The organism is Cellulosimicrobium cellulans, from assembly GCF_042723955.1.
Lineage (GTDB): Bacteria > Actinomycetota > Actinomycetes > Actinomycetales > Cellulomonadaceae > Cellulosimicrobium > Cellulosimicrobium cellulans_H.
This window is the reverse complement of record NZ_JBHXIC010000112.1, coordinates 1-12,437: the sequence shown is the minus strand read 5'-3', so window position 1 is coordinate 12,437 and position 12,437 is coordinate 1. Positions and strand designations below refer to the sequence as shown.

At 73.5% G+C, this 12,437-nt stretch carries 11 protein-coding genes and 1 tRNA gene; 11 read left to right on the top strand and 1 reads right to left on the bottom strand.

The window, feature by feature from the left end:
* The first annotated feature begins 154 nt into the window (after positions 1-154).
* Positions 155-1,450: an AGE family epimerase/isomerase gene (locus ACFWH7_RS19300; RefSeq protein WP_378219001.1), complete on the top strand. Its 1,296-nt coding sequence runs from the start codon at positions 155-157 to the stop codon at positions 1,448-1,450.
* Between the two features lie 140 nt (positions 1,451-1,590).
* Here ACFWH7_RS19300 and ACFWH7_RS19295 read toward each other — a convergent pair.
* Positions 1,591-1,661 (bottom strand) — tRNA-Gly (locus ACFWH7_RS19295).
* A 154-nt stretch (positions 1,662-1,815) separates the two neighbouring features.
* Between ACFWH7_RS19295 and ACFWH7_RS19290 the strand changes: the two genes are divergently transcribed.
* The 10 genes from ACFWH7_RS19290 to ACFWH7_RS19245 all read left to right on the top strand — a co-directional run bounded on the left by ACFWH7_RS19290 (position 1,816) and on the right by ACFWH7_RS19245 (position 12,346).
* Positions 1,816-2,493 carry a TM2 domain-containing protein gene (locus ACFWH7_RS19290; protein ID WP_378218999.1) on the top strand — a complete coding sequence of 226 codons (678 nt, stop codon included), beginning with the start codon at positions 1,816-1,818 and terminating at the stop codon, positions 2,491-2,493.
* 61 nt (positions 2,494-2,554) lie between these two features.
* Positions 2,555-3,130 (top strand): dCTP deaminase, encoded by a 576-nt coding sequence (dcd, locus tag ACFWH7_RS19285; RefSeq protein ID WP_378218997.1) that lies wholly within the window; start codon positions 2,555-2,557, stop codon positions 3,128-3,130.
* Positions 3,131-3,195: 65 nt separating this feature from the next.
* Positions 3,196-4,269, top strand: coding sequence for a hypothetical protein (locus ACFWH7_RS19280; RefSeq protein ID WP_378218995.1), 1,074 nt, complete (start codon positions 3,196-3,198; stop codon positions 4,267-4,269).
* A gap of 202 nt (positions 4,270-4,471) precedes the next feature.
* Positions 4,472-7,528, top strand: coding sequence for a Na+/H+ antiporter subunit A (locus ACFWH7_RS19275; RefSeq protein WP_378218993.1), 3,057 nt, complete (start codon positions 4,472-4,474; stop codon positions 7,526-7,528).
* A gap of 11 nt (positions 7,529-7,539) precedes the next feature.
* Entirely contained in the window at positions 7,540-8,130 is a 591-nt protein-coding gene (locus ACFWH7_RS19270) for a Na(+)/H(+) antiporter subunit C (protein WP_378219003.1), read from the top strand.
* The gene (locus ACFWH7_RS19265; protein WP_378218991.1) at positions 8,127-9,725 is read left to right on the top strand and encodes a Na+/H+ antiporter subunit D; all 1,599 of its coding nucleotides are present in this window, start codon (positions 8,127-8,129) and stop codon (positions 9,723-9,725) included. The genes ACFWH7_RS19270 and ACFWH7_RS19265 overlap by 4 nt, the downstream gene beginning before the upstream one ends.
* Positions 9,722-10,321 carry a Na+/H+ antiporter subunit E gene (locus ACFWH7_RS19260; protein ID WP_378218989.1) on the top strand — a complete coding sequence of 200 codons (600 nt, stop codon included), beginning with the start codon at positions 9,722-9,724 and terminating at the stop codon, positions 10,319-10,321. Before ACFWH7_RS19265 ends, ACFWH7_RS19260 begins: the two co-directional genes overlap by 4 nt.
* Positions 10,318-10,725: an MrpF/PhaF family protein gene (locus ACFWH7_RS19255; protein ID WP_378218987.1), complete on the top strand. Its 408-nt coding sequence runs from the start codon at positions 10,318-10,320 to the stop codon at positions 10,723-10,725. The genes ACFWH7_RS19260 and ACFWH7_RS19255 overlap by 4 nt, the downstream gene beginning before the upstream one ends.
* Positions 10,725-11,249 (top strand): monovalent cation/H(+) antiporter subunit G, encoded by a 525-nt coding sequence (gene mnhG / locus ACFWH7_RS19250; RefSeq protein WP_378218985.1) that lies wholly within the window; start codon positions 10,725-10,727, stop codon positions 11,247-11,249. The genes ACFWH7_RS19255 and mnhG overlap by 1 nt, the downstream gene beginning before the upstream one ends.
* 104 nt (positions 11,250-11,353) lie before the next feature.
* A complete protein-coding gene (locus ACFWH7_RS19245) occupies positions 11,354-12,346 on the top strand; it encodes a cation diffusion facilitator family transporter (RefSeq protein ID WP_378218983.1) in 993 nt (330 codons plus the stop codon).
* Positions 12,347-12,437 lie beyond the last annotated feature (91 nt).

Below are 12,437 nucleotides of genomic sequence, written 5' to 3'. Positions count from 1 at the left end.
ATCTGGGGGGCTGCTACTTTTTTTTATACGCCCGGGGGGGCGTGGGGGCAAGCCCCCCCGGGGGGGCCCCGGGTATGACCGCCGGGGGCCACCGCGCCGTACCGGCACCGCGCCCGGTGCGGCACCACGTTCCCAGCACGAGAAGGACCGAGACATGACCGAGCACCCGTCCGAGCAGCCCACGCCCTCCCTCGACCCCCTGGGCGACCTCACGGCAGGCAGCGCTCGCTGGCGTCGCGACCAGCTCGCCGACCTGCTGCGCTTCGGCGAGGCGTCGCTGCGTGCCGACGGGGCCGCGCAGTGGCTCGACGACGACGGGCGACCCGAGCTGTCTCAGCCGGTGCACACGTGGATCACGTCGCGCATGGCGCACGTCTACTCCTTCGCGTCGCTGCTCGGGGTGCCGGGGGCGGGGGAGCGGGCCGACGCCGCGCTGCACGGCCTGCGCGCGGTCCTCGTCGACGCCGAGAACGGCGGCTGGGTGTCCTCGCGGGGCCCGGCGCGCCGTCCGGGCGACCTCGACGTGGGGGAGGGCGTCCCCGTGGACGGGACGAAGAGCGCGTACGCGCACGCGTTCGTGGTGCTCGCCGCGGCGTCGGGGACGATCGCGGGTCGCGAGGGCGCGCGCGAGCTGCTCGACGCGGCGCTCGCAGTGCTCGACGAGCGGTTCTGGGAGCCCGGGCCCCGGATGCACGCGGACGAGTGGTCGCGCGACTGGACGACGCTCGACGAGTACCGCGGGGTCAACGCCAACATGCACGCGGTCGAGGCGCTGCTCGCGGCCCACGACGCGACGGGCGACGCCGAGTGGCTCGGCCGCGCCGCGTCGATCGCGGACCGCGTGATCGGCTGGGCGCGCGAGAACGAGTGGCGCATCCCGGAGCACTTCGACGCGGACTGGAACCCGCTGCCCGACTACAACGCCGACCGCCCGCGCGACCCGTTCAAGCCGTACGGGTCGACACCGGGGCACGGGCTCGAGTGGGCGCGTCTCCTCCTCCAGGTCGACATCGCGTCCGGCACTCCCGGCGCGCGCACCGAGGCCGCGGTCGCGCTGTTCGACCGCGCCGTCGCCGACGGCTGGGACGGCGAGCACGGCGGCGGGTTCGTGTACACCGTCGACTGGTCCGGGGTGCCCGTCGAGCCGCGCCGCTACCACTGGGTCGCGGCCGAGGCCGTGGCCGCCGCCGACGTGCTCGGCCGGGTCACGGGGGAGTCGCGCTTCGCCGAGGCCGCCGCGGGCTGGTGGGCGTGGATCGACCGGTTCCTCGTCGACCCCGAGCGCGGCTCGTGGCACCACGAGCTCGACACGGCCAACCGGCCCGACGGCGTCACGTGGGTCGGCAAGCCCGACGTCTACCACGCCGCCCAGGCCGTGATCCTCCCGGACCTGCCGCTGACGGGCTCGCTCGCGGCCTCGGCGAAGGCTGCGGGCAGCATCCTGGGCTGAAGCCCACCCTGACCGCCGAGCCCGGGGTCGTTCCCCACGTCACCGTCGCCGTGAGGAGCAACCCCGGGCTCGGCGCCGTGCTCGCTGGGCACGGACGACGAGAGCCCCGCACCGGACCGGTGCGGGGCTCTCGAGCGCTGAGCGGGTGACGGGAATCGAACCCGCGCTATCAGCTTGGGAAGCTGAAGTTCTACCATTGAACTACACCCGCGCGGCGCTGGTGGCGTCCGCCCCGGGCCCTCTGGGAGGATCCTCGGCGAACCAGCGCGCGCCCCGATCATAGCGGACGTCGCCGGTGATGCCAGAACCCGACCGCACGACGACCCGATCCGCGCCCGTGTGCGGCGCACGCCGGAGGAGCAGCCTTGTCCGAGAACCCGTACCAGCAGCAGCCCGACCCCGCGCAGGGGACCCCGGCCCCGGGCGACCCGGTCTACGGGGGCGGGGCGACGCCGTCGGGCACGACGCCGGGCCACGACCAGCAGCCCGGCTACGGCGACGCGTACGGCCAGCCGCAGCAGGGTTCCGGGGACGCCTACGGCCAGCAGCCGTACGGGACGCCCGGTGCTCAGGCGGCGTACGGTCAGCCGCAGGGGCAGCCCTATGGCGCCGCCCAGCAGCAGGGCTACCCGCAGGGTTACCCGCAGCAGGGCTACGGCCAGCAGCAGGGGTACGCGCAGCCCGGTGCGTACGGGCAGCCGGGCTTCGACCCCGCGTACGACCCCCAGGCCAAGTCGCGACTCGCCGCGGGCCTGCTCGGCATCCTCGTCGGGAGCCTCGGCATCCACCGGTTCTACCTGGGCTACACGGGCATCGGCCTGACGATGCTGCTCGTGTCCGTGCTGTCGTTCGGCTTCGCCGCTCCGATCATCGCGATCTGGGGCCTCGTCGAGGGCATCCTCTACCTGACCTCGAACGGGGTCACAAACGCGGGCCACACGCCCGGCCCCCCGCTGGGCGCCTGCCCCCCCGCCCACCCCGGGTCCGCGGTTGGGGCCCCCGGCGAACCCACCCGTATCCCCGGGTTCGGCAGCGTGGGGTGACGGCGGATCCAGGGTTCGGCACCCGGTCCGGGCACGCGCCGTCGTCGGCTAGCGTGGGCCCGTGCTGCTCTCCGACCGCGACATCCGGGCCGAGCTCGACGCCGGCCGCGTCCAGCTCGAGCCGTACGACCCGGCGATGCTCCAGCCGTCGAGCATCGACGTGCGCCTCGACCGGTTCTTCCGGCTGTTCGACAACCACAAGTACCCGTTCATCGACCCGTCGCAGGACCAGCCCGACCTCACGCGCCTGGTCGAGGTCGACCCGGCGGAGCCGTTCGTGCTGCACCCGGGGGAGTTCGTGCTCGGGTCGACGTTCGAGGCGGTGACGCTGCCCGACGACGTCGCCGCGCGCCTCGAGGGCAAGTCGAGCCTCGGCCGGCTGGGCCTCCTCACGCACTCCACGGCCGGGTTCATCGACCCCGGCTTCTCCGGGCACGTGACGCTCGAGCTGAGCAACGTCGCGACGCTGCCGATCACGCTGTGGCCCGGCATGAAGATCGGGCAGCTCTGCTTCTTCCGCCTGTCGTCGCCCGCCGAGAACCCGTACGGGTCGAGCGTCTACGGGTCCCGCTACCAGGGCCAGCGCGGCCCGACGGCCTCCCGCTCGTGGCAGAGCTTCCACCGCACCGACGTCTGAGCGCGGCACGCCGCGTCGGACGCCGTTCGACCCCGCAGGACCCGAGGACCGGAGGACCGCACCGCATGAGCCCCCTCCCGCCGCTGCCGCACCCCGACGGACCCGGCGCCGCGCAGTCGTACCAGGCGCGGCACCTGCTCGGGCTCCCGGCCGACGTCGTCGTCGACGAGGTCGAGACGCTCGCGCTGTCCCGGTTCGCGGGCGCGCGCTGGGACGTCGCGCCGGAGGGCACCGAGCCGCTCGTGCCGCCCGCCCGCACGGCGGCACCGGGAGCGCCGGGCGTGCTGCGCACGTCGCGCCACACGACGATCACGGGCCCGTACGCCGGCCCTGGGACCGGCCTGCCGCCGGGCACGACGCTCGTGTTCGACGTCGTGTGCCCGCGCGAGCGTGGCGACGTCCCCTACCCGGGCGGCGGGGACCGCGACGGGATCGGGCGCGCGTTCCCCGGCGGGCTGCCGGTGCGGGAGGAGGAGCGGGTCGTGGCGTTCCTCGTCGCGGCGGCGCGCCGCCTCGGCGGGTCGGTGCGGACCGACGTCGGCAACCCGGCGGGCCCGGGCGTCGTCCTGACTCCCGACCCGGGCGTCGCGATCGACATGACGCTGTACTCGGACGTCTGGCTGGACCCGAACGCGGCGCTCGCGCTCGTCGCCCGGTCGCACCCCCGCACGCGGCTCGCGACCGAGGGGAAGTCGTACGAGGGTCCGCCGAAGGGCATCGCCGACCTGCCGCTGTACCCGGGCGAGAAGATGGACCCCGCGCTGCGGCGCGCGATCCATGCGGCCGCCGACGACGTCGACATCAAGGCGCTGACGACGGGCGCGGTCCTCGACGGGTACGGCCTGATCGTCGACCTCGGCATGGACGGGCTCGTCGCCGTCGAGGTGGGCGGCGAGGAAGCCCTGCCGCTCCTGCTGCGCGGCCTGCCGTGGACCGTGGACGGCGCCGTGAGCTACCGCGTGCGCTGGGAGCCGCGGGACCTGGTCGAGTCCCAGCAGGAGCAGCCGTCGCTCGACCACCAGGTCGCGCGCAAGCGCGCGGCGCAGGTCGTCGCGCAGGTGGTCCGGACCTTGCACGACGCCGTCGGGGGCGAGATCGCCGACGAGGCGGAGTTCCTCGTGGACCCCGAGGATCTGTGACGGGAGACTGAGGAATCGGTCACGGTCCGGGCTTCGGAGGCGGTGCAGGGCTGAGGAGTCGGTAAAATGGCTCGCGGCACGGCATCGCCGTCGCCGTGAACTGTCGTGCCTGCGGCTCCCTCCGCAGGTGCGACGATGACAAGTCCACGCAGTACCGACGCCCTACCTCGCCCACCCGCCCCCGACCCGGACGGAGCGGCCCGTGCTCTACGTGCTCGTTGCCCATCTCGTGATGGCACTGGGCGCGCCTGCACTCGTCTCTCTCCTCGGTCGCCGCGCGTTCCTCGTCATGGCGCTCGCGCCGGCGTCGGCCGCGGTCTACGCGCTCGCCTGGACCGACCGCGTGATGTCGGGGCAGCACCCGACGCAGGTCGTCGAATGGGTCCCGGGCCTGGGCCTCGAGCTCGCCTTCCGCATGGACACGCTGTCGTGGCTCATGCTGCTGCTCGTCGGCGGCGTCGGCGCGCTCGTCCTCGTCTACTGCTCGGCCTACTTCTCGCCCACCGCGCAGGGTCTGCGGCGGTTCGGCGGCGTCCTCACGGCGTTCGCCGGCGCCATGGTCGGGCTCGTCACCGCGGACGACATGCTGCTCCTGTTCGTCTTCTGGGAGCTCACGACCGTCTTCTCCTACCTGCTCATCGGCCACTACGCCGACCGCAAGGCGAGCCGCCGCGCCGCGATGCAGGCGATCATCGTGACGACGGCGGGCGGCCTCACGATGCTCGTCGGGGTCGTGATCCTCGGGGTGCAGGGCGGGACCTTCCGGATGTCGGAGATCATCGCCGACCCGCCGACGGGCGGCGCGGTGACGGCCGCGATCGTGTGCCTCCTCGTCGGCGCGGCGAGCAAGTCCGCGCTCATCCCGCTGCACTTCTGGCTGCCCGCCGCGATGGCCGCGCCGACCCCGGTGAGCGCCTACCTGCACGCCGCCGCGATGGTCAAGGCCGGCGTCTACCTCGTCGCGCGGTTCGCGCCGGCCTACTCCGACACGACCGTGTGGCGGTCCCTGGTCATCGGGCTCGGCGCGGGCACGCTGCTCGTCGGCGGCTACCGCGCGCTGCGCCAGTACGACCTCAAGCTCGTGCTCGCGTTCGGCACGGTGAGCCAGCTCGGCCTCATCATCCTGCTCGTCGGCCTCGGGACGCGCGGCGCGGCGCTCGCCGGGCTCGCGATGATCGGCGCGCACGCGATGTTCAAGGCGTCGCTGTTCCTCGTCGTGGGCGTGGTCGACGCCGCGACCGGGACGCGCGACCTGCGCCGTCTCACGGGCGTGGGCAGGGCCCTGCCGTGGACGGCGGTCGCGGGCGGGCTCGCGACGGCGTCGATGATCGGGCTCCCGCCGTTCGCGGGCTACGTCGCGAAGGAGGCGGCGCTCGAGTCGCTCCTGCACGGCGAGGGACCCGTCTGGGTCGACACGGTAGTCCTGTGGGCGGTCGTCGTCGGGTCGATGTTCACCGTGGCGTACGGGATCCGGTTCTGGTGGGGCGCGTTCGCGTCCAAGCGGCACCTCGGCACGTCTCCGTCCCGCGCGAACGAGCACGTCGGCCTGGGTCCGAGCGCCGCGCGCGGCCCCGCCGTCGCGGCGGACGAGCCGCCGATCGACCCCGCGCGCATCCATCGCCAGCCGTTCCTGCTCGTGAGCCCGGCCGTCGTGCTCGCGGTCCTCGGCCTCGCGACCGCGCTCGTGCCCCACTTCGGCGAGGATCTCCTCGCGCCCTACGCGGACACCTATCCCGTGGGCGAGCCCGGGCACCTCGTCCTGTGGGCGGGCTTCACCCCCGCGCTCGCGCTCACCGTCCTGGTCCTCGCGGTCGGCGTCGTGCTGTTCTGGCAGCGGGCGCGCGTCGAGCGCTTCCAGGCGTCGTTGTGGACGGGTCCCGAGGCCGACGTGACGTACCGCAAGGTCATGCGCAAGCTCGACGACCTCGCGGCGGACGTCACCGCCGTCACCCAGCGCGGTTCGCTGCCCTTCTACCTGGGCGCGATCCTCGTGGTCCTCGTGCTCGGACCGGGCGTCGTCATGGTCCTGCAGACGGCGTGGCCCGAGCAGCTCAAGGCCTGGGACCGTCCGGCGCAGCTCGTCGCGGTCGCCGCGATCTGCATCGCCTCGGTGCTCGCCGCGCGCTCGCGCCGCCGGCTCAAGGCCGTGATCCTCGTCGGGATCGCGGGGTACGGCAACGGCGTCCTCTTCCTCCTGCACGGAGCACCCGACCTCGCGTTGACGCAGATCCTCGTCGAGACGATCACGCTCGTCGTCATGGTGCTCGTGCTGCGCCGTCTGCCCGCCTACTTCTCCAACCGGCCGCTCGCCGCGAGCCGGTGGGTGCGCCTGGGCATCGGCCTGGCCGTCGCCGTGGTCATGATGGGCTTCGCGGTCGTGGCGCCGCTCGCGCGGGTCGCGACGCCCGTCTCCGTCGACTTCCCGGCCGAGGCGTACGAGTACGGCCACGGCAAGAACATCGTCAACGTGACCCTCGTCGACATCCGCGCGTGGGACACGATGGGCGAGATCTCGGTCCTCCTGGCGGCGGCCACGGGCGTCGCGTCCCTGGTCTTCCTGCGCACGCGCAGCGGCGAGATCCTGCGGGCGTCCGGGGCCAGGCCCGCGACGACGGCCTCCGGCTCGGGCGTGTGGAGCGGGGGCGAGGACCCGGGCGCCGCGCTGCGCCGCCGTGGCGTCACGGAGACGGACCAGCCGCGCATGCTCGTCTGGCTGAGCGCCGGCCGCACGCTCGCGCCCCAGAGACGCTCGGTCATCTTCGAGGTCGTCACGCGCGTGCTGTTCCACGCGATGATCGTCTTCGCGCTCTTCCTGCTGTTCTCCGGCCACAACGCGCCGGGCGGCGGGTTCGCGGCCGGGCTCGTGGTCGGCATCGCGCTCATCGTGCGCTACCTCGCGGGCGGGCGGTACGAGCTCGGGGAGGCGGCGCCGGTGCACCCCGGTCTGCTCCTGGGCACGGGACTGTTCCTGTCCGCGGGCGTGGGGCTCGTCGCGTTCCTGCTCACCGGCAACGTGCTCGGCAGCGACGCGTACGACATCGCGCTCCCGCTCGTCGGGGAGATCCACCTCGTCACGTCGCTGTTCTTCGACGTCGGCGTGTTCCTCGTCGTCGTGGGCCTCGTCCTCGACATCCTGCGCACCCTGGGGGCGGAGATCGACCGCCACGCCGAGCGCGCCGCTGCCGGGCGCGAGCCCGGCGAGGACACCGGGCCGTTCGAGGCCATGGAGCCCGACTCGATCGGGGGTGGCCGACGGTGAACGTCATCGACATGACCCCGAGCGTCGTCCTCGTGCTCGCGATCGGCGTGCTCTTCGCGGCGGGCGTCTACCTCCTGCTGGAGCGCAGCCTGACGCGCGTCCTCCTCGGCTTCATCCTCATGGGCAACGGCGCGAACCTGCTGTTCCTCGTGGCGGGCGGGCGAGCCGGCGGAGCGCCGCTCATCGGCACGACGCCCGAGGACGAGATGAGCGACCCGCTCGTCCAGGCGATGGTGCTCACCGCGATCGTCATCACGCTCGGCATCACGGCCTTCGTCCTCGCCATGGCGTACCGGTCGTGGCAGCTCCACGGCCACGACGAGGTGCAGGACGACCTCGAGGACCGCCGCGTCGCGCGGCACGCCGCGCGCAACGCACCCGCGTTCGAGGACGCGGACACGGAGGAGAGCGGCGCGAGCCTGGACGACGAGGCCGCCGAGGTCCGCGACGAGACCGACGGCGACGGCGACGGCATCACCGACGGGCAGGAGCCGCCGTCGTCCCCGGCCGCCCAGGCCGCGGTGGACCACGACGCCCGGCACGACCGCCCGGACGACCCACGACCTGACGACCGCAGCGACGACGGGAAGGAGCCGCGATGAGCCTCACCGCCGCGGCGCTCGTCCCGCTGCCCGTCGTCCTCCCGCTCGTCGCGGCCGGCGCCGCGCTCGCGCTGTGGCGCCACCCGCGCGCGCAGCGGCTCATCACGGTCGCCGCCCTCGCGCTCGTCCTCGCGGCGTCGGTGGGGCTGCTCGTCGCGGCCGACTCCGGGCCCATCGTCGTCGACGTCGGGGGCTGGGCGGCCCCGGTCGGGATCGACCTCGTCGCGGACCGGCTCTCCTCGCTCATGCTCGTCGTCTCGAGCTTCGTCATGCTGTGCGTCCTGCTCTACTCGCTGGCGCAGGGCGTCGCGGACGGCGACGAGGAGGCGCCGGTCGCGATCTACCACCCGACGTTCATGGTGCTCGCGGCGGGCGTGTTCAACGCGTTCCTCTCGGGCGACCTGTTCAACCTCTACGTCGGGTTCGAGATCTTCCTCGCCGCGAGCTACGTGCTCCTCACGCTCGGCGGCACGGGCGAGCGCATCCGGGCGGGATCGATCTACGTCGTCGTGGCGCTGCTGTCGTCGATCGTCTTCCTCGCCGCGATCGCGCTGACGTACGCGGCGACGGGCACGGTCAACCTCGCGCAGCTCTCCGAGCGCTTCGCCGAGATCGACCCGGGGGTGGCGCTGGCCATCCAGCTCCTCCTGCTGCTCGCGTTCGGCATCAAGGCGGCCATCTTCCCGCTGTCCGCGTGGCTGCCCGACTCCTACCCGACCGCACCCGCGCCCGTCACCGCGGTGTTCGCCGGCCTGCTCACCAAGGTGGGCGTCTACGCGATCATCCGCACCCAGACGCTCCTGTTCCCCGAGGACAGCGTCGTCGACGACGTGCTCATGTGGCTCGCGCTGCTCACGATGGTCGTCGGGATCCTCGGCGCCGTCGCGCAGAACGACATCAAGCGACTCCTGTCGTTCACGCTCGTGAGCCACATCGGCTACATGATCTTCGGCATCGCGCTCGCGTCCGAGCCGGGCATGGCCGCCGCGATCTTCTACGTCGTGCACCACATCACCGTCCAGACGACGCTGTTCCTCGTCGTCGGCCTCGTGGAGCGCCGCGGCGGCTCGACGTCGCTCGACCGGCTCGGGGGGCTCGCCAAGCTCGCCCCGGGGCTGGCCATCCTGTTCTTCATCCCCGCGATGAACCTCGCCGGGATCCCGCCCCTGTCGGGCTTCCTCGGCAAGGTCGGCCTCCTCGAGGAGGGCGTCGCGCAGGGCACGCCGCTCGCCTGGGCGCTCGTCGTGGGGTCGGTCGTCACGTCGCTGCTCACGCTGTACGCGATCGTCAAGGCGTGGAACAAGGCGTTCTGGCAGACGGCGCCCGTCGAGATCCCCGCGGAGGCGCGCCTCCCGCGCGGCATGGTCGGCCCGGCGACGGCGCTCGTCGCCTTCGGCCTCGCGCTCACCGTGATCGCCGGTCCGCTCTACTCGTACACCGAGCGCGCGGCCGCGACGCTGCTCGACGGCCACACGTACGTCGACGCCGTGTTCCCGGGCGACTCCGACCGCGGGCAGGGCGAGTCGAACGAGGTCGCGACCGGCGAGACCGACGGCGGGGAGCCTGCCACGACGACCGGGGGAGGGGACGGATGAGCCTGCACCGCCGCCGTCGCGCGCTCGCCTCCGGCTGGTTCGCGCGCGTCACCACGCAGTGGCGCACGATCCTGTGGCTGACGATCGTCTGGGTCATGCTCTGGGGCGACCTGTCGTGGGGCAACGTCCTCGCAGGCGTCATCCTCGGCTTCGCCGTCATCACGTTCTTCCCGCTGCCGTCGATCGCGGCGCGCGGGAAGCTCCGGCCCTGGCCGTTCACCGTGCTCGTCGCGCGCTTCGTCGCCGACCTCGTCGTCGCGTCGTTCCAGGTGAGCCTGCTCGCGCTCACGCCGCGGCACACCCCGCGCGGCGCGGTCGTCGGCGTGCGGCTGCGCAACCCGTCGGACATCTACCTGACGATGACGGCCGAGCTCTCCTCGCTCGTGCCGGGCTCGATCGTCGTCGAGGCCCACCGCCTCACCGGGATGCTCTACCTGCACGTGCTCGACGTCGAGTCCGCGGGCGGCGTGGAGAAGGTCCGCGAGGACACGCTCGCCCTGGAGGCCCGTGTGCTGCTCGCCTTCGCGTCCAACGACGAGCTGCGCGCCGCGGGCCTGTACCGGGACCCGTCGTCGCGAGAGGTGGCCGAGGCATGAGCGACACCGTGTACCTCGTCGTCGTGATCGCGAGCGCCGCGCTGCTCGCCGTCGGCGCGAGCCTCGCGACCTTCCGCGCCGAGCGTGGTCCGTCGATGCTCGACCGCACCGTCGCGCTCGACGTGTTCACGACGACGCTCGTCGGGGCGATCGCGCTCGAGGCCGCGTTCTCGCGGCGCACGGACACCATCCCGATCCTCGTCGTGCTGTCGCTCGTCGGGTTCGTGGGCTCGGTGACGATCGCGCGGTTCGCGTCGGTCGAGCCCGAGGACGAGGGCCGCATCCGCACGGCGGACGAGGTCGCGGCGGAGGACGCCGCTCGTCGGGAGGCGGAGGAGACCGACCGCGAGGCGGCCGTCGACCCCGAGCACCACGGCGGGTCGCCCGAGGGGGAGGTGCGGTGATGGACCCGACGACAGCGTTCTGGACCACCGTGGCCGACGTCGCGTCGGCCGTCTTCCTGCTGTGCGGTGCGTTCCTCGCGTTCGCCGCGGGGGTCGGAGTCGTGCGCTTCCCCGACCTGCTCGCGCGCATGCACGCCGCGACGAAGCCGCAGGTCCTCGGGCTCATCCTCGTGCTCGCGGGGCTGAGCCTGCGGCTGCGCTCGTGGGGCGCCGTCGCGACGCTGCTCCTCGTCGTGATCTTCCAGCTCCTCACGTCGCCCGTCGCGGCGCACATGGTCGGCCGCGCCGGGTACCGGACCGGCAAGGTGCGCACCGACCTGCTCGTCGTCGACGAGCTCACGCGCGACCAGGACGCGGCCGAGCGTGAGGACGTCGGCGAGCACGAGGGCGCCGGGAGTGCTGGTCGGCCGGCGCCGCGCGAGGGTGCCGAGTCCGCAGCCCCCGGCGACGTGGACCTCGCCGACACCGCCGACACGGCCGCCGGTGACGTGGGGCCCTCGGCGAGCGAGACCTCCGAGCGCTGACGCGCCGACGGTACGTGCCGGCGGGCGCCGGCGGTGAGCGCTACCGAGGGGTGGAGGCCTGCGCTCCGCGCGCGGGCCGTGAGCACGGCTGGTAGACCGGCAGCATGGCCGACGCCCCCACGCCCGCCCCGCCGCAGCCGGAGTCGCGCAACCCCCGGGTCGCCCGGCCGGAGGACGGCGGCGAGAGCACCGTCACCGTGGTCGTCGCGTTCCTGGCGAACGCGCTGATCGCCGGGGCGAAGACCGTCGCCGCGACGATCACGGGGTCCGCGTCCATGCTGGCGGAGGCGGTGCACTCGTGGGCGGACACCGGCAACGAGATCTTCCTGCTCGTCGCCGACAAGCGCTCGCGGCGCCGCGCCGACCCCGAGCACCCGCTCGGGTACGGCCGCGAGGCGTACGTGTGGTCGATGTTCGCGGCGATCGGGCTGTTCGCCGTGGGCGCCGGGGTCTCGATCACGCACGGCATCCAAGAGCTCGTGCACCCCGAGCCGGCCGACAACTACGGCGTCGCCTACGCCGTGCTGGCGCTCGCGTTCGTCCTCGAGGGCGTGTCGTTCCTCCGGGCCCGCCGCCAGGCGCGCGACGAGGCGCGGGCGGCCGACCGCGACACGCTGCACCACGTCCTCGTGACCTCCGATCCCACGCTGCGCGCCGTGTACGCGGAGGACGCCGCCGCGCTGGTCGGCCTCGTCGTCGCGTTCGGCGGAGTGCTCGCCCACCAGCTCACCGGCTCGCCCGTCCCGGACGCGATCGGGTCGATCGTCGTCGGCCTCGTGCTCGCGGTGGTGTCCGTCGTGCTCATCGACCGCAACCGCCGGTTCCTCGTGGGCGAGGCCGCGATGCCCGCGACGCGCGCCGCCGTCCTGGAGGGCATCCGGGACCTGCCCGAGGTCGAGCGCGTGACCTACCTGCGTCTCGAGTACGTGGGCCCGCGCGCGCTGTACCTCGTGGCGAGCGTGGACCTGCGCGGCGACGAGTCGGAGACGTCGGTCGCGCGCCGCCTCGACGACCTCGAGCGCCGCGTGACGTCCGTGCCGCTCATCGCCGGCGCGGTGTTCACCGTCTCGGCGCCCGAGGAGCCCTCGATCGCCTGACCCCACCCCGCCGAACCCCCGTCTCTTTTAAAAAAAAAAACCTGCCCACCAAAATTTTGGTTTATATAAACGTGGTGGGCGGTTAATTTAA